Genomic DNA, 23,250 nt, shown 5'->3' with positions numbered 1-23,250 from the left:
ATTGATTTCAAATTTAGAATGAAAAAATTTGATATAAAAACATTTCAAGGTTTAATTTTTACTTTACAGGCATATTGGATGCGTCATGGCCTTATGATTATTCAACCATTAGATATAGAAGTAGGTGCTGGGACTTCACATCCAATAACTTGTTTAAATGCATTAGGTCCTGAACCTATTGCAGCTGCTTATGTTCAACCTTCACGTAGACCTACTGATGGACGTTATGGTCAAAATCCAAATCGTTTACAATATTATTTTCAATTTCAAGTTATTATTAAACCTTCTCCAAATAACATCCAAGACTTATATCTAAGTTCTCTCAAAGAAATAGGTATAAATACTTCTATACAAGATATTCGTTTTGTAGAAGATAATTGGGAGAATCCAACTTTAGGAGCTTGGGGAATAGGTTGGGAAGTATTACTCAATGGCATGGAAATAACTCAGTTCACTTACTTTCAGCAAATTGGATGCCTTGATTGTAACCCTATTACAGGTGAAATAACTTATGGATTAGAGAGAATTGCAATGTTTATACAAAACATTGATAATGTTTATGATTTAATATGGAGCAGTGGTTTAAATGGTCCGATTACTTATGGAGATATTTTTTATAAAAATGAATTAGAGCAATCGGCTTATAATTTTGAATTTGCTAATATTGATTTTTTACTAGTACGTTTTGAACAGTATGAAAAAGAAGTTATGTTTCTACTTAAGCTTAAAAAACCTTTACCAATACCAGCTTTTGAATGTATTTTAAAGGCAATTCATCATTTTAATTTATTAGATGCACGTAAAGCTATTTCAGTAACTGAACGACAGTGTTATATTTTACGAATCCGGAATTTAACTAAAGCTGTGGCTGAGGCTTATTATTTTTCTCGTAAAAAATTAGGTTTTCCACTATGTAACATAAAAAAAATCAAGAGGTGATAATGAATGGAAAAACCTTATTAATAGAAATTGGCACAGAAGAATTGCCACCAAAAAAACTTCGTGTCTTAGCACAGCTATTTTATGATAATATCATAAATGAATTTAATAATTTTCGCTTTACTTTTGAAACAGTTTTCTGGTTTGCATCTCCCAGACGATTAGCAATAAAAACAATAAATTTACAACCATATCAACTTGATATAGTAATTGAAAAACGTGGTCCTACATTAATTGATGCTTTTGATATTAAAGGTAACTTGACCCAAGTAGCCATGAAGTGGTTAAAAAATAATAATATAGTTATTGATCAAGTTGCAACTCTGCATACTATTAAAGGTAAATGGTTGATTTATCGTAAAGTATTGAAAGGTGAAAAGGTACAATTATTATTACCATTGATAATTGAAAAATCATTAAAAAATATATCATCACCAAAATCCATGAAATGGGGAGAAAGTAGCATAAAGTTTATTCGTCCCATTCGTAATATTACTGTAGTATTTGGTAATAAATTAGTTCCAGGTATTATTTTAGGAATTAAAACTACAAGAATTGTTTATGGCCATCGTTTTATGGGTAAAAGTAAGATTACTTTAGCTAATGCAGATCAATATCCTCAAATTATTTTAGACCTTGGTAAGGTTATTGCAGATCATAAGGAAAGGAAAAAAATCATTAAAAATAATATTGAATTGATTGCCTATAAATTAGGTGGTCAAGTGGATACAAATGATGATTTATTAGAAGAAGTTACATCGCTAGTTGAATGGCCAGTTGTATTATATGCAAATTTTGAAAAATTTTTTCTAGATCTTCCTAAAGAAATATTAATTCATATTATGAAGCATGTACAAAAGTATTTTCCATTATATGATAGTCAAGGTATATTATTATCCAAATTTATTTTTGTTAGCAATATAGAATCTAATGATATGAATAGTGTAATCATTGGTAATGAGAAAATTTTAAATTCCCGTTTAGTAGATGCTAAATTTTTTTTCGATCATGATCGAAAAAAATGGTTAGAAGATAATTTAGTATTTTTGGATAAAGTTATATTTCACAGACAATTAGGTTCTTTAAAGGATAAAACAAAAAGAGTTGTAAATTTATGTAAATTTATTGCTGTTAAGATAGGTGCTGACATAAAAAATTCTATGCGTGCAGCTTTACTATCAAAATGTGATTTAGTTAGTAGTATAGTGTTTGAATTTACTGAAATGCAAGGAATTATGGGTATGTATTATGCACGTTACAACGGTGAAACCGAAGATGTTGCACTTGCATTAGGTGAACAATACAAACCTTGCAATTCTACAGATGTAATACCTTCTAGTTTAATAGGATGTACTTTAGCGATATCTGATAAAATAGATACTTTAATTGGTATGTTTAGCATCAATCAGTTTCCTAAAGGCAGTGCAGATCCTTTAGCTCTTCGCCGTGCTGCATTTGGAATATTGCGTATTATTCTTGAAAGACAATTACCATTAAGTTTACATGATATTGCTGAAGCAGCTGTAGTCCTATATAAAGATCAATTTAAGGATCAATTGACCAATAGTAATACCGTTAGTGATTTTTTAAATTTTATGTTCAGCCGTCTTCAAAAATTATATCTTAGAGATGGGTACAGTGTTGATATTTGTCAAGCTGTTTTATCTGTTCGCCCACTATATCCAATAGATTTTGATTTACGTATCAAAGCATTAACCTACTTTTTATCACTTAAAGAATCAAATTCATTAATAATAGCAAATAAACGCGTAGCTAATTTTTTAATAAAATCTAAGAGAAAACTACCAGATAGTGATATAAATTTATCTTTATTAAATCAAGAAGAAGAAATTGTACTAGCAAATAATATATTAACATTAACAGTTAAATTAGAACCTTATTTTAATCAATACTTATACAAAGAAATTTTAATTGAACTATCTAAATTGAAAAACGTCATAGATAAATTTTTTAATAAAGTCATAATTAATACAAGTAATATGAATATATATGTTAATCGTCTAATTTTATTATCAAAATTAAGATTTCTTTTTCTTAAAGTTGCAGATATATCATTATTAAAGAATAAAAATTAGAGGAATATAATTTTTTTACTTGTAGTAAAAAAATCCATTTTATAAGATATAATTCATTACTTTATTAAAAAACTAATTACATTAATGTAAATAACTAAAATTTTTATTATAAATATGATGTATGTTGATACGATAATAAAAAAAATATGGAAAAACAATACTATTAATTTTACATCAAGTGTTGATATATTAGCAAAAGAAGTGCCAACTGTATTAGTTTATAATGGTATATCCCATGTTGTTATGATGGTCACACCAAAACATTTAGATTTATTTGCAATTGGTTTTTCTTTTTCTGAAGGTATTGTTGATTATTACAGTGATATTTTAGGTATAGATAAAATATTTAATGATAATGGTATTGAAATTCAAATTCAAATTTCTTCACGTTGTTTTGAAAGGTTAAAAATGAAAAGAAGAGGATTCGTTGGTAGAACTGGATGTGGAATATGCGGCATTGAACAACTAAATCAAATTGATATTTACTCTACAAATATTGAAAAATTACCTTTTACTCAAAAAATTGAACTTAAGAATATTGATTCTGCAATTAAACAATTAAAAAATTACCAACCAATTGGGAAAAAAACGCATTGTACTCATATTGCAGCATGGGTTCAACATGATGGGAACATTCTTTGCGGATATGAAGATGTAGGTCGTCATGTAGCATTAGACAAATTGTTAGGTCACATTATGAAAATTCAAGATATACATAATGGTGCAATTTTAATATCTAGTCGTGCTAGTTATGAAATAATACAGAAATCAGCTATGTGCTTAATTGAAATCATTTTTGCTATTTCTGCAGCGACAGCATTAGCAGTTGAAGTAGCAGAAAGATGTAATATAACTTTAGTTGGTTTTGCTAAATCAGGTTGCTATACAGTTTATACTCATCCTAAAAGGTTAATATGATATATTATTCTTTAGTTATTTTTCAAATAAGTGATCATTGGTAATAATGATTATATTATTGTAAATATAATAATCTTTGGTTTATAATGTATTGTTATAGTCAATGAACCTTTCATCACCAATTCATTATAATACATCTTAATGAAAATTTTTAAATTTGAAAACATTATTGCTTATGATAGATCAATCATTTCTGTTGAAAGATTATAGAATCTATAATTTGATGATACTTTTAATAAATATAAATCAATAAAAATTATACTTAATGGAGATATAATAATGGGTTATTCACTTCCACAACTATCGTATTCATATGACGCTTTAGAACCATTTATTGATAAACAAACAATGGAAATACATCATATTAAACATCATCAAACTTACATAAATAATACTAATTCTATACTAGAAGGATCAGAATTTTCTTCTTTACCAGTGAATATTTTAATAACTAAATTAAATAAATTACCTGTTAAAATAAGAGAAACCATACGTAATAATGCTGGTGGTCATGCTAATCATTCCTTTTTTTGGAAAGGATTGAAAATTAATACTATTTTAAAAGGAAATTTAAAAATAGCTATTGAAAATACTTTTGGTAATTTGTTGATTTTTCAAAAAGAATTTGAAAAAGTTGCCCTATCACGTTTTGGATCTGGTTGGGCATGGTTAATAAACAAAGATAACAATTTATCAATTGTTTCTACTGCGAATCAAGATAATCCATTAATGGGCAATGCAATCGCTGGTGTTGATGGTAACCCAATTATTGGTTTAGATTTATGGGAACATGCCTATTACCTTAAATATCAAAATAGACGTATTGATTATGTAAAAGCATTTTGGAACGTAGTTGATTGGAACAAAGCAACAGAAAGATTTGAATCAAATCAAAATTATTAATAAAAATAAAATATAATTAAGCAAGTTATTAAATAATTCCGCTTATTTTTTGTTTATTAATTGATACATGTTTATTATTAATCATGTATCAATATTAAAAACATTTAATAGCATTTGCGTTATAGATATTTAACAATTACATAAAATAATGTAAATCTAGAAAAATTTTTAATTTTATATTATCGATGACTGCAATAAAAATGATTCAAATGTGATAATAAACAAAAAAACATATAAAAATCCTTATTAAGATCAATTTTAAACATATTTTCTTTGACAAAAATTAATTCATTATCTTTAATTTCATTTAAACAATACTATTTTTACAAGATTATTTTATTTAAATTAATGAATAAAAATTCTGTTAGAAAGATTGTCTATTTATTTAAAGTAAGACGTAAAAATATAAAATTATTGATGTTTAGGTAAATTGCATTCTAAATTAATGTGATAACACATATATCTCTAATGGAGATCAGTTAATGCTCGTAAATTTAAATCGCAAAAAAAATGCTAGTTTCAGTAAAAATATTATTGATTATTTAAATTTAATGAATTCTAAAATGATTTTAAAGTGTATAAGTGTAATTTTTGTATTGGCATTTACTAATGTTCAAGCAAAAACTCTTGTATATTGTTCTGAAGGTTCACCAAAAGGTTTTAACCCACAATTATTTACTTCTAATACTACTTACGATGCCAGTTCTGTTCCAATATATAATCGTTTAATTGAATTTAAACAAGGAACAACTGAATTACAACCTGGGTTAGCAGAATCTTGGGATGTAAATTCAGATGGTAAAGTATATACTTTTAATCTAAGAAAAGGAGTAAAATGGCAATCAACTAAATACTTTAAACCAACACGTGAGTTTAATGCTGATGACGTAATATTTAGTTTTGAACGTCAACTTTATCAAAAAAATAAATACCATAAAGTTTCTGGAGGTCAATATAAATATTTTGAAAACATGGGTATGGCTAAGTTAATAAATAAAATTGAAAAAATTGATACTTATAAAGTAAAATTTTTTCTTTCTAAGCCATGGGCGCCATTTGTATCTAATTTAGCTATGGATTTTTCGTCTATTCTTTCTAAAGAATATGCAGATAATCTATTAAAAACAGGAACTCCAGAAAAAATTGATACAAATCCTGTGGGTACAGGACCATTTCAGTTGTTAAGATATAAAAAGAATGTACGTATAATATACAAAGTAAATCCTAATTATTGGGGTACCAAACCAAAAATTGATCATTTAATCTTTTCTATCATACCAAATCCTTCTTTACGTTATGCTAAAATCAAACAAGGAGTATGCCATGTTATGGCTTATCCAAATCGTTCCGATTTGCAAAATGTAAAAGAAAACAAAAATATAAAAATAGCAAATCAAATAGGATTAAATGTTAGTTTTCTATCTTTTAACACAACAAGTAAACCAATTAACAAGTTGGAAGTACGTAAAGCTCTAGCTATGGCTATAAATAGAGAAGCAATTATTAATTCTATCTATAAAGACAATAGCCGAATTTCAGATAGTCTTATTCCTCCAGTTATGTGGGGATATAATAAACTAATTAAAAATTATGAATACAATCCTATAAAAGCTAGAAATATTTTAAGTAAAGTTGGTTTAAAAAATGGTTTTTCAATTGATTTATGGACATTATCTACAAACCAGCAAGAATGTAATAATACTGAAGTCCAACTTATAGCTTCAATGATTAAATCTGATTGGGCAAAAATTGGAGTGAAAACAAAAATCATTAATTATAGTTGGCATGATTACTTAAAACATAAAAAAAATGATAAATATCAAAGTATTGTAACGAATTGGAGTGGTGAAAACGGAGATCCTGACAATTTCTTTTCTAATTTATTTAAATGTGATCCTACAAAATATGGTTTTAATTATTCTAACTGGTGTTACAAACCATTTAATGAAAAAATTAATTCAGCACGTACCTCTATTTCCCATAGTAAAAGAATTGATTTTTACAGACATGCACATATGATTATGCACAATCAGATACCTATCTTAGTAATAAAACACGCTAAGATATTTGAACCAATAAGTGATAAAGTGATTGGTTATACAGTTGATCCTTTTGGTAAACATCACTTTGATAATGTTGATATTAAAGAATAATAATTTAGTTTTCTTTTAGATTGTATTTTAGATATCTATTTTGATAAACTAATTTAACTTTAATAAAGTGGATGACTTGCAATTATTGTAAATAATTAATATACTGTCTTAATTCTAATGAAATACCACATTTTAAAGCAATGCATAATTCAAATTTGTGTTATATTGATTGCAATAATTTGTGGTGTTTTAACATTATATTTTATTACTATTAATTATTTGATTTACTTCATTATCATATAACATTCATGTGTACTAATGGTTAGATAATTGAAGTTTAATTAACGGATGCTTTTCTTTTAGCAATAATTAGGCTAAGATGAAGTTTCAAACATAAATATAATACTGGTGTTTTACTAAAATATTTGATCCATATTTTTTAAAAATTAAAAATATTTTAAACCAGCAGTTTTTCTTGATTTTTTTATTATTATTTATTACGGTAAGTATCAAACAGCTTTTTGGAGTACTTTAAAACCATACCTGTTAGCAATCGTAATAAATGAAAATTCATCTTACCGTTGATTTAGTCATTTAAAAAATCAAGATCAATTAATTTTAATATTCAATAAAAAATAATAAACAGTATTATTCTTCCTTTTAGATATACTTAACGGAGTATTAAATAATGAGCAATAATAAGATTATTTATCTTAACGATAGTGATTTTGATGAAAAAATCTTAAAAGATGGTGTGACAGCATTAGTAGATTTTTGGGCTGAATGGTGTGGTCCATGTAAGACTATGTCTCCAATTCTAGATGTAATTGCAGAAGAATATGATGGCAAATTAATTGTTGCCAAACTTAATGTTGATGACAATCCTAATAAAGCACAAAAATATGGCATTCGTGGTATTCCAACACTATCCTTATTTAAGAATGGTAAAATCCTAGCAACAAAAGTAGGTTCTATATCTAAGTCTCAGTTAAAAGAATTTTTAGATGATAATTTAAATAAATAATTATAATAAAAGATTTTAACATTAGAGATTATTGTATTATTAGGTATTTTATTCACTTGATAGTAATTGAATTGACTAAGTTATTTTTTAATAGATTAATTTTTCATTTTAATGCAGATAATTGAAAAATTTGACTCTAAACGTTTTCGATAACTTTGTTTTGAGAATGTTATATGAATAATCTATCAATGATAGATCAGTTATCGTAGGTCATTTGTCATGTTTATCATAAAGAATATTGCTAGTATTATTAACTCCCTTCCTCGATTTTAAGAATCCATCAATATGAACCTTACCAAATTAAAAAATACACCTGTTTCTGAATTGATTAAATTAGGCGAAAAAATGGGGTTGGAAAATCAAGCTCGTATGCGAAAACAAGACATCATTTTTTCAATTTTAAAACAACATTCAAAGAGTGGTGAAGATATTTTTGGTAATGGAGTACTTGAAATATTACAAGATGGATTTGGATTTCTTCGTTCTGGCGACAGTTCTTACTTAGCTGGTCCAGATGATATTTATGTATCTCCTAGTCAAATTCGTAGATTTAACCTACGCACAGGTGATACTATATCAGGTAAAATTCGTCCTCCTAAAGAAGGAGAACGCTATTTTGCTTTATTAAAAGTCAATGAAGTGAACTATGATAAACCTGAAAATTCACGTAATAAAATTTTATTTGAAAACCTTACTCCGTTACATGCAAATCATCGTCTACGCATGGAACGAGGTAATGGTTCTACTGAGGATTTAACTACTCGTGTGCTAGATTTAGCATCACCAATTGGTCTAGGTCAACGGGGTTTAATAGTAGCACCTCCTAAGGCTGGTAAAACCATATTGTTACAGAATATTGCTCAAAGTCTAGCACACAATTATCCGAATTGCGTATTAATGGTTTTATTGATTGATGAACGACCAGAAGAAGTTACTGAAATGCAACGTTTGGTTAAAGGTGAAGTTATAGCTTCAACTTTTGATGAACCAGCTGCTCGTCATGTCCAAGTTTCTGAAATGGTTATTGAAAAAGCTAAACGTCTAGTAGAACATAAAAAAGACGTGGTTGTTTTACTTGATTCTATTACACGTCTTGCACGAGCCTATAATACTGTAGTTCCAGCTTCTGGAAAAGTATTAACTGGCGGTGTAGATGCAAACGCGTTACATCGTCCAAAACGTTTTTTTGGAGCTGCAAGAAATGTAGAAGAAGGTGGCAGTTTAACAATAATAGCAACCGCATTGGTAGACACTGGTTCTAAGATGGATGAGGTTATTTATGAAGAATTTAAAGGTACTGGAAATATGGAATTGCATTTATCAAGAAAAATTGCTGAGAAAAGAGTCTTTCCAGCGATTGATTATAACCGTTCTGGTACTCGCAAAGAAGAATTGTTGACTTTACAAGAGGAACTCCAAAAAATGTGGATTTTACGTAAAATAATACATCCAATGGGAGAAATAGATGCGATGGAATTTTTGATCAATAAATTAGCTATGACTAAAACTAATGACGATTTCTTTGATATGATGAGACGTTCTTAAAATATATTTAATAAAAATATTTATATTTATTTTTATAATTCATTTAAGAAACTATTTAAGTGATATATTATCAATTACTAGTTATAAAATGATTTTTTATATTAAAATCATTATTAATTATTGTTTATTATCTTATATATAAAAATTAATTAATAAATATTTGATTACACTTTTCAAGTACAGTAAATAAAAATATATTACGATAATATAAAACACAACATGATTTTCTATTAAAATTTGCGCCTGTAGCTCAATTGGATAGAGCACTGTCCTCCGAAGACAGAGATTTCGGGTTCAAATCCTGTCAGGCGCGTTGCTATTTTTCTAAATACAGTATAGAATTATGATAATTTAGTTATATGGTGACTATAGCTCAGTAGGTAGAGTCCTGGATTGTGATTCCAGTTGTCGTGGGTTCGAATCCCACTAGTCACCCAAGTTACGGCGAGTAGCGCAGTTTGGTAGCGCAACTGGTTTGGGACCAGTGGGTCGGAGGTTCAAATCCTCTCTCGCCGACCATTGTTTATTTTTTTAAGAGTGTTTTTAATATAGAGTCGTTATTAGCTTTTTCAGTAACATAAATATTTTTCCATCCAAATGCTTGAGCTATTTTTGATAAACGCTCACTGATTACTAATAACTTACAATCAAGTAGCCATTCTTGACGATCAATATCTGAAAATAAATTAAATAGCTGTTGTAACATGTAACCGCTAGTTACTACTATAGTATCAACTCCAAGCTTACGTAACCGTTTTGCTTCGGTATATCCGTTATATTCTTTTTTTATGGATTTATAACATTCTATAAAAAATACTGATATGTTAAAACTTAAAAGAGTATTTTTTAAAAGCTCTCTACTCGGATTACCACCACATATTATGATTTTTTTATCTTTTAGGTTTTTTGATATAAATAATTTAATTAATTCTTCGCTATTTTCTTTAATTTTAGGATAATTTATATTTAATTTACTGGTGATTTGAAAGGATAAAGCTGTTGCATAGCCAATTGCATAATAATTTAGGTTGACTGGCCATGATGCATTAAATTTTTTTAATGTTAAATTAGCAAAATATACTGCTTGTTGTGATAGCATAATAACCAGATCTTCAGATCTCAATAAATTATTTAGTAAATATGGTAAGCGATATAGATCTTTTCCTGGTATAAATTCTATTAATGGCAAATTATAAACTTTTTTTCCCAATTGTTCTAAATTTGAAATAAGATTTTTAGCAGTTATTTCAGGACGAGTTATTAAAATAGTCATTTATATATTGTATTTGAAAATAATTTGTTCAAAAAAATCTTTTCCACCCGAAATAAGCAGTTTTTTTGCTAGTGAAATTCCTATTTCTTCAAATTTTAATCTAGAACCTCGTACTTCTTTTTTAATTATCATACTTCCATCCGGTTTTCCAATCAATCCTCGTAACCATATATCATTGCCCTCTAGAATTGCAAAGCTAGCAACAGGTAATTCACATCCTCCTTGAAGATAAGTATTCATAGCACGTTCTGCTTTGATGCATACTGCAGTATCTTCATGATTTAATAATTGTAGCAAATTTATTAAATAGCTGTCATCCAAACAACATTCAACACCTATTGCACCTTGACCAACTGCTGGTAATAAAACATTAGTGGGTAATATTTGACTAATCCTATTTTCTAAACCTAGTCTCTTTAATCCGGCAGCTGCAAGAATTATTGCATCATACTCTCCCTCGTCTAACTTATTGAGTCTTGTCCCAATATTACCTCTTATTGACCGAATTAACAAATCTGGACGATAGGAAATAATTTGACATTTCCTACGAAGACTTGAGGTTCCAATAATTGCACCATTTGGTAAGTCTTCAATAGAGCAATAGTTATTAGATACAAAAACATCATGTGGAATGTCTCTTTTACAAATAGAAACCAAACCTAAACCTTCAGGGAAATATGCAGGTAGATCTTTTATTGAATGTACAGCTAAATCAGCTTGACGTTTTAGTATTAATTGTTCAAGTTCTTTAACAAAAACACTTTTACCACCTATATTTAATACTATTTTATCAAGTATAATATCGCCTTTAGTAATTACTGGAACTAATTTAATGCTCAAATGTGGATGTATATTATTAATAAGATTTTTTATATGCGTTGCTTGCCATATAGCAAGAGGACTTTTTCTAGTTGCAATTTTTAAATATTTTCTATGTGACATATAATCAATTATTTTTTATGATAGCTTATTTATTTTATTCTTAATAAATCGAATTCAGAATGCTTTTAAATTAAATTTAATATATATATTAAGAATTATTAAGTTTAATATGTATATAAATACTGATTAATATTTATAACATATAGTTTTAATCGTATACTCAAATCACTAAATAGTAAATATTATTATGATTTATATAATTAAATAATCATTTTTTAACAATCAACCGGATTATACAATCAATCATATTGTAATAACTTAAACTATAAAATTTAGTTAAAACAAGCTAAATAACTAATTTGACATATAAAAAAACTAAATAATAAATTCTTTTATAAAAGATAAATTGTAATATTATAAATCCAATTTTATTTTAATGAATTTATATTACTACTCTAGTTTAAAGAATCATGTTTTATTTTAAAAAAATAATTATTTTTAACTGTTTTTGTGTCTACAAAAACAAATTTTTAAATTAATAAATAATTTATACGTTTATAAAATTGGCTATTTACTATAAATTTTAAGGGATTACATGTTTAATTAAAATTTTAAGTATTAAGAATAAAGTTTCATATTTTATGTTTTATGATTTATTACAGAAAGTTATAAAAACACTAATTTTTAAATTTATAATTTGTAATTACTGATTAACATAGATAAAATTATTGATAATTTATTTATAGGTATAGTACATATATGGAACAGAAAAAAATTCGATTCTCTAAAATGCATGGTTTAGGGAATGATTTTATGATATTAGAAAATATCAATCAAAAATTTACTTTATCTCCAAAACTAATTAATAAAATGTCTGATCGTCATTTAGGAGTTGGATTTGATCAGTTGTTAGTTGTTGAACCATCTTATAAACCTGAAATTGACTTTAATTATAGGATATTTAATCCTAATGGTAGTGAGGTTTTTCAATGTGGTAATGGAGCTAGATGTTTTGCTCTTTTTGTTCGATTGAAAGGTTTAACAGACAAAAATAGGATTCAAATAAGTACTAAAACGACAACTATGATCTTAAAAATAATTCATGATAATATGGTGCGTGTCGATATGAATGAACCAATATTTGACCTTGATCAAATACCGTTTAAAATAGATGAATCTAAAAAATTTTTTATGAAAATAGCTGGAGAATATTTTAAGTTTGGCTTAGTTTCTATTGGCAATCCACATTGTGTTATTCCAATAAAAAACATAACAACCACTAAAATAAATGTATTAGGACCTATAATAGAAAAACATCATTATTTTCCAGAATCAATAAATGTTAACTTTATGGAAGTAGTAAATTCTGAACATATCCGTTTACGTGTATATGAACGAGGAGCTGGGGAAACTTATGCATGTGGTAGTGGTGCATGTGCTTCTGTAGCATATGGTATTAAACAAGGTATATTAAAAGCACCACAGATACGTGTAGATTTACCTGGAGGTACATTATATGTATCATGGAATGGAAAGGGTCAATCAATTTATATGACAGGACCAGCTACACATGTATTTGATGGTCAAATATATATCACATAGTAATATTTTATTACTGTTATTTTATAAATAAATTTCAACATTAGAATAATAAGTAAATATGTTTTATATTACATTGAATATAAATTCTATAAATTAATAATAAATGTTTATACAAATAATTTATAATATATTTTATATAATTCATTTTTTCATAAATTTTAATAATTTGTTAGCAATGCAATAATGGAAAGTAATAAAATTTTAGAAGGTTTAAATAATAAACAACGTGAGGCTGTTTCAGCACCACGAAGTAATTTATTGATATTAGCAGGTGCAGGTAGTGGTAAAACAAGAATACTTGTTCATCGTATTGCTTGGTTAATTTCAATAGATCATTGTTCTCCAAATTCAATTCTAGCTGTAACATTTACTAACAAAGCTGTTATGGAAATAAAAAACCGTATAAATAAATTAATTGATTTTAAAAATCAAATGTGGATAGGAACTTTTCATAGTTTAGCTCATCGCATTCTTCGTATTCATCATGTAGAAGCTCATTTACCTAGAAATTTTCAAATTTTAGATAGTGAAGATCAATTACGTTTTATTAAATCTTTAATAAAAAATATGAATTTTGATGAAAAGAAATGGCCAGCTAATAGAGCTATGTGGTATATAAACAGTAAAAAAGATGCAGGATTACGTCCAAATAGTATTGATCAAAGTAATTTAAAAGATAGAATTTGGGCTCATATTTATCAAGAATATCAAGAAGCATGTAATCGTATAGGCTTAGTTGATTTTGCAGAAATAATTTTACGTAGTTATGAACTATGGCTAAATCAACCTAATATTCTTTTAAGTTATCAAAAACGTTTTAGCAATATTTTAGTAGATGAATTTCAGGATACTAATAATATTCAATATGAGTGGACTCGTGTATTAGCAGGTAAAAATAGTAGTGTAATAATAGTAGGTGATGACGATCAGTCTATCTATGGTTGGAGAGGTGCACAAGTTAAAAACATACAACGGTTTTTAATTGACTTTCCTAATCCAGAAATTATCAGACTTGAACAAAACTATCGATCTACTAATAAAATCTTGCAAACAGCTAATACTTTAATTGCTAATAATAGTGTTCGCTTAGGGAAAAAATTATGGACTGATAGTAAAGATGGTGCTCCAGTATATATTTATTGTGCTGTTAATGAAATGGACGAAGCTAATTTCGTAACAAATTCTATAAAATCACTATATGAAAGTAATTGTGCAATTCTTTATCGTAGTAATGCCCAATCTCGTGTTTTAGAAGAAGCACTATTATATAAGAAAATTCCATATATAATTTATGGCGGTATGAGATTTTTTGAACGGCAGGAAATCAAAGATGTAATTGCATATCTGCGAATTATTGATAATAATAATGACGATATTGCTTTTGAGAGGATAATTAATACTCCACAGCGTGGTATTGGTGAACGTACTATGAATATCATACGTGAATTTTCCAAAAAACAAAAATTAACTTTGTGGCAGGCTGCTAATATTCTGATAGAATCTAAATCATTAACAAAACGTGCATCATTATCATTAGTATGTTTTTTTGATTTAATACATCATTTAACAACAACTACTACCGGTTTGTCCTTATATATGCAAACAGATAAGGTTATTAAAGATTCTGGATTATGGTCAATGTATGAACAAGAAATAGGAAAGTCTCACGATCGTATTGAGAATCTAAAAGAATTAGTAAATGCAACTCAACAATTTAGATATGATGATGAAAATTTAACTCCATTACAAGCTTTTTTGGCTTATTCTATATTAGAAGAGGATAAAAATCAAATTAACAAATGTAAAAATAATGTAGTACAACTTATGACATTACATGCAGCAAAAGGGTTAGAATTCTATCATGTTTATATTGTTGGTATGGAGGAAGGAATGTTACCAACTAGGATGTCCATGAGTGAAAATAATATGATAGAAGAAGAACGTCGATTAGCTTATGTTGGAATTACTAGGGCTATATCTAAACTTACATTAACTTATACTAAAACTCGCCGCCTATATGGTAAAGAAATTTATTGTCGTCCATCTCGTTTTATTAAAGAGTTACCTTTTGATTGCATAGAAAAAATATATACATATAAAAAATAAATTAACTATTGAAATAATAAAATTTTTAGTTTGTAATATATATTATTTATCATCAGTATAGATATTAGAATGATTCAATGGTCATGTAACAATCTAAAAAATAAATTATTTTCATTTATAAATTAATGATTATTAACAAAATATATTTAATAGGCATTTAAAATTTTTTATACTTATAATACAAATAGTTTGCTTATTTTTTTAATTAACAATTATAAAGACAATTAGCTAAATTGTTATTTTTTAAAATTATGTAATCTAATTAATAAAATTTCAATTCAATATGTGAGATTAGTATGCTAAATGCATTTAGATTAGATGCTGGTCGTCTTACAAGACTAGAACTTGAAAATAAAAATGATCAATTAATATCATCAATTTGGGTAGATCTTGTTGAACCAGAAGAAAATGAACGTACATTAGTACAATCTGAATTAGGACAAAGTTTAGCAACTCGACCAGAATTAGAAGATATTGAAGCATCAGCTCGTTTTTTTGAAGACCACGATGGTTTACATATTCATTCCTTCTTTTTTTATGAAGATGCTGAAGATCATGCCGGTAATTCTACGGTCGCGTTTATTGTTAGAGAAGGCAGATTATATACTTTACGCGAAAGAGAATTGCCAGCTTTTCGTTTATATCGTATGCGAGCACGTAACCAAACATTAATTGATGGAAATGCTTTTGAATTATTACTAGACTTATTTGAGACTAAAATTGAACAATTAGCTGATGAAATTGAAAGTATTTATAGTGCATTAGAAAAACTCAGTAGAGTTGTAATGAAAGGGAAACAAGGTGAAGAGTATGATTCATCACTTTCATGTTTAGCTGAATTAGAAGACGTAAGCTGGAAAGTCAGATTATGTCTTATGGATACTCAAAGAGCACTTAATTTTTTATTAAGAAAAGGTCGTTTACCTACAAATCAACTAGAACAAGCTCGTGAAATACTTAGAGATATAGAATCTTTATTACCTCACAATGAATCGTTGTTTCAAAAAGTAAATTTCTTAATGCAAGCAGCAATGGGATTAATAAATATTGAACAAAACCGTATAATTAAAATATTTTCAGTTGTTTCAGTAATGTTCTTACCACCTACTCTTTTAGCATCAAGCTATGGTATGAATTTTAAATTCATGCCTGAGCTAAAGTGGACATTTGGTTACCCAGCAGCAATTTGTTTAATGATTATAGTTGGAGTAGCACCCTACCTTTACTTTAAACATAAAAATTGGCTATAACATAAGATATATATCTTATTAATTAAACTCAAATTATTATGCTAGGATGTTTAATAATTATAAATATATAGCTACTATGTTTATAAAAATAAAAGCATTTTTTTGTGAATTATTATAGTATTTTTTAATTATTCTTATTATATAAATTTTCGATATAATATTTTTAATTAAATTATTTATAATAATACTGATTAATTAAAACATTAGATATTATAGTCTAATGAAGTTCTAAAATATATAAGAAATATTGATAAAATTTAATAACAATAAACATAACTCCTCTCTCATAAGTTACCAATTAAAAGATAAATTTTAATTAAATATGTATAACAAGATTTATATCTTGTATATTTATTGAAAATTTAAAATATAATAAATTTTTTTGGAGAAATAAAATGACTATTATAAACCATACTCTTGGTTTTCCTCGTATTGGTTTACATCGAGAACTGAAAAAGGCACAAGAAAATTATTGGTCTGGTAATATCAATCAAAAAGAATTATTAAAAGTAGGTTATAAATTACGTAGCCGTCATTGGCAACAACAAAAAGAAGCTGGCATAGATTTTATACCTGTAGGTGATTTTGCATGGTATGATCATGTATTAAGTACTAGTTTACTTCTAGGGAATATACCAAAACGTCATCAAAATAAAAATAATATTGTAGATTTAGATACGTTATTTTTCATAGCTCGTGGTGTTTCTTGCAATGGTAAATCTGCTCTTGCTTCTGAAATGACAAAATGGTTTAATACTAACTATCACTATATAGTACCTGAATTAGAAAAGAATCAAAAATTTAAAATTACCTGGACTCAACTATTCGATGAAGTCAATGAAGCTTTATTATTAAATTATAATATAAAAACTGTGCTACTCGGTCCGCTTACTTATTTATGGTTAGGCAAAATAAGAGGTGACGATTTCAATCGTCTTACTTTAGTAGAAAATATTTCACTAGTTTATAAAGAAATTATATTTGAACTAGTGAAAAGGGGCGTTAAATTTATTCAGATTGATGAACCTATACTATCGTTAGAACTTACTGAAGAATGGCGTAAAGCCGTCAAAATATCATATGATATATTGCAATCAAAAAATAATTTATTGCTAACTACTTATTTTGATAGTATAGGCCAAAATATAGAATTAATTCGTCAACTTCCTATCAAAGGTCTTCATATTGATGTAATTTATGGAAAAGATAATATCCAGTCTGTAAACAATCAACTTCCAGAATCATGGATTTTATCTCTAGGTGTAATTAACGGACGTAATATTTGGCGTAGTGATTTAAATCTTTGGTTCGATCGTTTACTACCATTAATCAATCAACGTCAAAATTTATGGATTGGTACTTCATGTTCATTATTACATACTCCAATTGATTTAAATTTTGAAAAAAACTTAGATGAAGAAGTAAAAAGTTGGTTTTCATTTGCATTACAGAAATGTACAGAACTTTCTTTATTAAGAGATGCTTTAAATAATAATGATAAATCACTATTAGAAAATTGGAGTGCATTTATTAAAACTCATAGTTTTTCAAAAAGAGTTGTTAATCCTGTTGTAAAAAAACGTGTTGAAAGTATTTTAAAAAAGAACATGAAACGCAAAATTTCATATAAAGATCGTATTAAAAAACAACGTACAAGATTTAATTTGCCAACATGGCCTACTACTACTATCGGGTCTTTTCCACAAACTGATGAAATTCGTTGTTTACGTCTAAAATTTAAAAAAGGAAAAATAGATAAAAAACAATATCAAAATTATATTTTTGATAATATCAAAAATACTATAAAAGAACAGGAACTTTTAGGTATAGATGTACTAGTTCATGGTGAAGCAGAAAGAAATGATATGGTTGAATATTTTAGTCAACATTTAGATGGTTTTGTTTTTACACAAAATGGTTGGATACAAAGTTATGGTTCCCGTTGTGTAAAACCTCCAGTAATTATAGGTGATGTCTCCCGTCCAAAAGATATTACTGTAGAATTAGCAAAATATGCACAATCATTAACTAAAAAACCAGTAAAAGGAATGCTGACAGGTCCTATAACTATTCTTTGTTGGTCATTTATAAGAGAGGATATATCAAGAGATATTATAGCTAAGCAAATAGCCCTATCACTAAGGGATGAAGTTGAATCTTTAGAAAAAATTGGAATTGGAATTATCCAAATCGATGAACCTGCCTTACGAGAAGGATTGCCTCTTCATAAATCCAAGTGGAAACATTATTTAGATTGGGCTATTAATGCTTTTCATATTAGTTCATCGATTGTAAAAGATAATACTCAAATACATACTCATATGTGTTATTGTGAATTTAATGATATAATGCATTCTATAGCAGCTTTAGATGCAGATGTTATTACAATTGAAACATCACGTTCGAATATGGATTTATTGAAATCATTTGAATCATTTGAATATCCTAATGACATTGGACCTGGAGTATATGATATTCATTCACCAACTATACCAAGTACAGAATCTATAGTATCATTATTAAAGAAAGCGTCTAAATATATTCCAGTAGACAGAATATGGGTTAATCCTGATTGCGGTTTAAAAACTCGCAACTGGACTGAAGTACGTCAATCATTAAAAAATATGGTTCAAGCAGCAATGATTTTACGTAAAGTATGATACTATCTTAAATAAATTCACATAATATTAAAATATTTAATTTTTCATCATTAAAGCTGTATTTTAACACTATATTACATTAAACAGTGATGATTATATTTTACTTTAAGTAATTGGTATCATAATAAAACATTGATATAATTTTATTACTTATAACTCATAATAAATTAAAAATTTTCATCTTTTTTATATTCATGAATAATATTTATTTTATATATTACTAAAAAATAGATTGATATTATCCAATTAATTCCATATCTTTATTAGTTCAAATTTTCAAGAAAATTTTTAATTATTCGACATAAAATATAATCTTTAATTTGACAATTTTTATTTAAAAAAATATATTAATGTAAAAAATAATAATGAAACAAAGTCATTAAATAAAATTTTGTTTTCAAATCAGTTAGTTATTAAAAATAAAAATAATCGAAAATTATATTAAGGATACTGTTAATAAAAACAATAAAAGAAAGATAAAAATTATGAATGATTTCATCAATCCGTTATAAGAAAAATTCAATGGTTAAAATAATTTACATTTAAATTAACTTAAAAATTTATTAACCTTAATAAACACTTTTAAATTCTCATAACAAACTTCAAAAAACATTATCTTAATTTTAGTTTTAGAATTAGCATCCTATAAAAATCAGTGATTTTTGAGTCAATCAGCATTATAGGAAATAGCCTAGATAGAATTTATAATAGTATAAGGATAAATTGAAAAAATTATAAAATATAGAACTTTCTTGACTAAAACTCATATTAAATGAATAATGTCTATTATTATTCAGATTATATACGTGCTAATATGATAGTATCACTAATGATACTTATAGTGGTGTTTTATTGATTAATATTTTTAGATTTATTTATTTAAGTTAACCAATAGATTGTATCTTAATATCAATAAAATAATATCAATTTGTAAATTAATTTAATTAAATACAATTTACAAATAATTAAACTTATCATAAGTACTACTACCGATTTTTAGTGTATATACTTTTAGTAAATAATTATTTTTTTAATAAAAATAATTATTTAAATAATATATAAAATAATTTTATATATATTTTTATATTCATATTCAATAACATACAAAATAACTAAATTATTTTTTAGAATTATGATTAACTTTATTTTTGATATTATTAGTAATATTCCATATTTAGATATGATTTTAAATTATAAAAGTTATTGTATTATTTTTTTTGTATTTTAATTTATTATCAAATATCATATTTATTATTTTATATTCATTGGTTTTAATATAATTAATATCAAATTAAATTGATTATTTTTATATTAAAAATATTTAATTATTTAATATATTTAGAAGGTACTTAATGGAAGGAATTAGTATTTGGCAATTGTTAATTATTGCTATGATAGTTGTACTATTATTTGGTACTGATAAGTTGCGCAATCTTGGTTCAGATCTGGGTTCTTCTATTCGTGGTTTTAAGAAAGCTATGAATGAAGATGATGATCATGATATATCAAAAGAACGAGATGATGAAATTAATAAAAATATCATGATAGATAGATCAAAAAATTTATGTGAAGATGAAAAAACAAATAATGAAAAAAATGATTAGGATATAATTTGTGCTAAATTTTAGTTTTGGAGAATTAACATTAACACTGATTATTGGGTTAATTATCTTAGGACCAAAAAAATTAGTTATTACTATACAATCTACTCAATGTCTAATAAAAATTTTTAACAACTTATTAACAACTATAAAATATAAAATTATTTCTCTAATTAGATCAAATTTAAGAGAGAATATTGGTATGATTCAAAACGATAAAAACCATTGGGAATTCAAAATCAATAACATATTAGAAGAAATCAATAATATCAAATATTTGATAATAAAAAATTGCACAAACAAGAATGATATTGAACGATTAAATTTTAGTATTAGTTCAATTAAGATATTTGAAAATATTAATAGAATCATTTATAAATTATCAACAATAATTCATAAAATAAATAAAAAGAGTATAAATTTTAATAAAAAAATTCTTTCAGAATTTCAAAACTTAACATATAAAAACAAGAACATTAGTTCTTATAAGAATGATTCTTTTGATAAAAGTGATAAACGATAATGATTGTTGAAGAAAATAATCAACTTTTAATTGATCATTTAATAGAACTCCGTAAACGTCTGCTGATTTGTATCATAACAGTTATTATAATTTTTTTATCACTTGTGTATTTTGCAAATGATATTTATAGTTTAGTAGCACTGCCATTACTGAAGCAAATGCCTGCTGGTGCAAAAATGATTGCGACAGATGTCACTTCTCCATTTGTTACTCCCATTAAGCTTACAGCTATTGTTTCAATTTTTCTTTCAATTCCAATAATTCTGTACCAAATATGGGCTTTTATAGCTCCTGCTCTTTATAAGCATGAACGTAATTTATTAATAATAATAGCATTTTTTGGAACTTTTTTATTTTATTGTGGTGTTTTATTTGCTTATTTTATTATTTTACCCATGGTATTTAATTTTTTTATTAATACTTTACCTAAGGGAGTTACTTTAGCTACAGATATTAATAATTATTTAGATTTCACATTATGGTTATTTATTTTATGTGGTATTTCTTTTGAAATACCAGTGGTAATAATATTACTATGCTGGATAGGTATTACTGATACGGTAAATCTTAAAAAAAATCGGCCTTATATTTTTGTTGCTACTTTTATTATTGGTATGTTATTAACACCAGATATTTTATCTCAAATTTTACTTGCTATTCCTCTGTATTTACTTTTTGAAGTTGGTTTATTTTTTTCTCATCACTATTTTAAATACCAATCATTAAAAGAAAAACCCTAAAATAACAAATGATTAATAATGAATTATAAATAAAATTAATCAAAGTAAGTTTGATAAAAAATATGTAAATTTAAACTTTGATCGCAGAAAGACGCTATAATTTTAAAAAAATAAATATTAAAGATATTTTTTCTTATTTTTAAGATTATACTTAAAGAATAAGAACACAAGACATTACATAATTTTATTTTTATAAATTATAAAATACAATACTAATGTTTCTTTACAAGGATTATAATGAAGGCGTTAATTATTTTTTATAGTCGTAATGGACAGACAAAAAAAATCGCTTCCTATATAGCAGATCATATGAGAACTAATCAGTTGTGTGATTTAGTAAATATTAGAGATGCTATACATATAAATTTTGATTGGAAACAATATAATCGTATTTTAATTGGTGCTTCGATTTATTATGGTTATTTCAACCCTATAGTTGATATATTTATAAAAAGTAACCTTTTAGCCTTAAAGAAATTAATTAGTGGTTTTTTTTCTGTTAATCTTACAGCGCGTAAATATGAAAAAAGTTCTCCACATACTAATTCGTATACTTATAAATTTTTAGTTAGTTCTCCATGGAAACCTGATTGTTGTGCTGTTTTTGCTGGTGCATTACAATATTCAAGATATCATTGGCTAGATAGGGCTATGATTAAAATCATTATGTTCATAACAGGCGGAGAAACAAATTCTCAATGTGATATTGAATATACTGATTGGGAGCAAGTAAAAATTTTTACTAATTTTTTTCAACAAATAAGAAAACAAGGATTTATTTAATAAATACTTGACTAAGTTATAAAAAAGGAATAGTATTCAGAAAAATTCAAGCGAATATAAAAACAACATGAATTGTGTGGTCCCCTTCGTCTAGAGGCCTAGGACATCGCCCTTTCACGGCGGCAACAGGGGTTCGAATCCCCTAGGGGACGCCAAAAATTTAAATGGTTACATTTGACTCTTTAAGTTCTTTAAAAATTTGGAACAAGTTAACAAATATTAAGTAACTGTATTTTAATTAAATGTATTTTAATTAAAAAAGTTATCTAATATTTATAAAATTCTCAATGTTCTTACAATCTAAAAATGCCT

The 23,250-nt window shown here is 26.2% G+C and carries 16 protein-coding genes, 4 tRNA genes and 1 pseudogene; 19 read left to right on the top strand and 2 right to left on the bottom strand.

Translation table 11 applies throughout. From position 1 onward, the window contains the following. The first annotated feature begins 18 nt into the window (after positions 1-18). From glyQ to CRV10_RS03540, 10 genes are all read left to right on the top strand, one after another. Positions 19-939 carry a glycine--tRNA ligase subunit alpha gene (gene glyQ, locus CRV10_RS03585; RefSeq protein WP_136130450.1) on the top strand — a complete coding sequence of 307 codons (921 nt, stop codon included), beginning with the start codon at positions 19-21 and terminating at the stop codon, positions 937-939. A gap of 2 nt (positions 940-941) precedes the next feature. Next, a complete protein-coding gene (gene glyS / locus CRV10_RS03580) occupies positions 942-3,035 on the top strand; it encodes a glycine--tRNA ligase subunit beta (protein ID WP_136130449.1) in 2,094 nt (697 codons plus the stop codon). 114 nt (positions 3,036-3,149) lie between these two features. Continuing rightward, positions 3,150-3,953 (top strand): formate dehydrogenase accessory sulfurtransferase FdhD, encoded by an 804-nt coding sequence (gene fdhD / locus CRV10_RS03575; protein ID WP_136130448.1) that lies wholly within the window; start codon positions 3,150-3,152, stop codon positions 3,951-3,953. Positions 3,954-4,232: 279 nt separating this feature from the next. After that, the gene (locus tag CRV10_RS03570) at positions 4,233-4,856 is read left to right on the top strand and encodes a Fe-Mn family superoxide dismutase (protein ID WP_136130447.1); all 624 of its coding nucleotides are present in this window, start codon (positions 4,233-4,235) and stop codon (positions 4,854-4,856) included. 551 nt (positions 4,857-5,407) lie between these two features. Beyond that, positions 5,408-7,009, top strand: coding sequence for an ABC transporter substrate-binding protein (locus CRV10_RS03565; protein WP_422386888.1), 1,602 nt, complete (start codon positions 5,408-5,410; stop codon positions 7,007-7,009). Between the two features lie 628 nt (positions 7,010-7,637). Then, positions 7,638-7,973, top strand: coding sequence for a thioredoxin TrxA (trxA, locus tag CRV10_RS03560; RefSeq protein WP_136130445.1), 336 nt, complete (start codon positions 7,638-7,640; stop codon positions 7,971-7,973). 285 nt (positions 7,974-8,258) lie between these two features. Next, positions 8,259-9,518: a transcription termination factor Rho gene (gene rho, locus CRV10_RS03555; protein WP_136130444.1), complete on the top strand. Its 1,260-nt coding sequence runs from the start codon at positions 8,259-8,261 to the stop codon at positions 9,516-9,518. Positions 9,519-9,757: 239 nt separating this feature from the next. Beyond that, a tRNA-Arg gene (locus tag CRV10_RS03550) sits at positions 9,758-9,831 on the top strand. Positions 9,832-9,880: 49 nt separating this feature from the next. Continuing rightward, a tRNA-His gene (locus CRV10_RS03545) sits at positions 9,881-9,953 on the top strand. Positions 9,954-9,960: 7 nt separating this feature from the next. Then, positions 9,961-10,037: transfer RNA gene (locus CRV10_RS03540), tRNA-Pro, on the top strand. 4 nt (positions 10,038-10,041) lie between these two features. Here the strand turns inward: CRV10_RS03540 and CRV10_RS03535 are convergent. Together CRV10_RS03535 and hemC are read right to left on the bottom strand one after the other, a co-directional pair. Next, positions 10,042-10,791 (bottom strand): uroporphyrinogen-III synthase, encoded by a 750-nt coding sequence (locus CRV10_RS03535; protein ID WP_136130443.1) that lies wholly within the window; start codon positions 10,789-10,791, stop codon positions 10,042-10,044. Beyond that, positions 10,792-11,733, bottom strand: a complete 942-nt coding sequence (hemC, locus tag CRV10_RS03530) for a hydroxymethylbilane synthase (RefSeq protein ID WP_136130442.1) — start codon at positions 11,731-11,733, stop codon at positions 10,792-10,794. Between the two features lie 714 nt (positions 11,734-12,447). On the opposite strand from hemC, the gene dapF reads away from it, so the two are divergent. From dapF to CRV10_RS03485, 9 genes and pseudogenes are all read left to right on the top strand, one after another. Beyond that, entirely contained in the window at positions 12,448-13,275 is an 828-nt protein-coding gene (gene dapF / locus CRV10_RS03525; protein WP_199733844.1) for a diaminopimelate epimerase, read from the top strand. A gap of 183 nt (positions 13,276-13,458) precedes the next feature. Beyond that, positions 13,459-15,363, top strand: a pseudogene (gene uvrD / locus CRV10_RS03520) (DNA helicase II); the annotation flags it as partial. A 314-nt stretch (positions 15,364-15,677) separates the two neighbouring features. Then, positions 15,678-16,631 (top strand): magnesium/cobalt transporter CorA, encoded by a 954-nt coding sequence (corA, locus tag CRV10_RS03515; protein WP_136130439.1) that lies wholly within the window; start codon positions 15,678-15,680, stop codon positions 16,629-16,631. Between the two features lie 395 nt (positions 16,632-17,026). Further along, positions 17,027-19,291, top strand: a complete 2,265-nt coding sequence (gene metE / locus CRV10_RS03510) for a 5-methyltetrahydropteroyltriglutamate--homocysteine S-methyltransferase (protein ID WP_136130438.1) — start codon at positions 17,027-17,029, stop codon at positions 19,289-19,291. Positions 19,292-20,643: 1,352 nt separating this feature from the next. Then, positions 20,644-20,895, top strand: coding sequence for a twin-arginine translocase TatA/TatE family subunit (gene tatA, locus CRV10_RS03720; protein ID WP_136130437.1), 252 nt, complete (start codon positions 20,644-20,646; stop codon positions 20,893-20,895). 10 nt (positions 20,896-20,905) lie between these two features. After that, the gene (locus CRV10_RS03500) at positions 20,906-21,415 is read left to right on the top strand and encodes a twin-arginine translocase TatA/TatE family subunit (RefSeq protein WP_136130436.1); all 510 of its coding nucleotides are present in this window, start codon (positions 20,906-20,908) and stop codon (positions 21,413-21,415) included. Continuing rightward, on the top strand, positions 21,415-22,155 hold the full coding sequence (gene tatC, locus CRV10_RS03495) for a twin-arginine translocase subunit TatC (protein WP_422386887.1): 741 nt from the start codon (positions 21,415-21,417) through the stop codon (positions 22,153-22,155). The genes CRV10_RS03500 and tatC overlap by 1 nt, the downstream gene beginning before the upstream one ends. A 237-nt stretch (positions 22,156-22,392) precedes the next feature. After that, positions 22,393-22,938, top strand: a complete 546-nt coding sequence (hemG, locus tag CRV10_RS03490; RefSeq protein ID WP_136130435.1) for a menaquinone-dependent protoporphyrinogen IX dehydrogenase — start codon at positions 22,393-22,395, stop codon at positions 22,936-22,938. A 79-nt stretch (positions 22,939-23,017) separates the two neighbouring features. Further along, positions 23,018-23,093 (top strand) — tRNA-Glu (locus CRV10_RS03485). Positions 23,094-23,250: the final 157 nt, after the last annotated feature.

The organism is Candidatus Pantoea edessiphila (assembly GCF_002933355.1).
GTDB classification, from domain to species: domain Bacteria; phylum Pseudomonadota; class Gammaproteobacteria; order Enterobacterales; family Enterobacteriaceae; genus Pantoea_C; species Pantoea_C edessiphila.
Note: the sequence above shows the minus strand (reverse complement) of the source record. Positions and strands in the feature narration are given on the sequence as shown.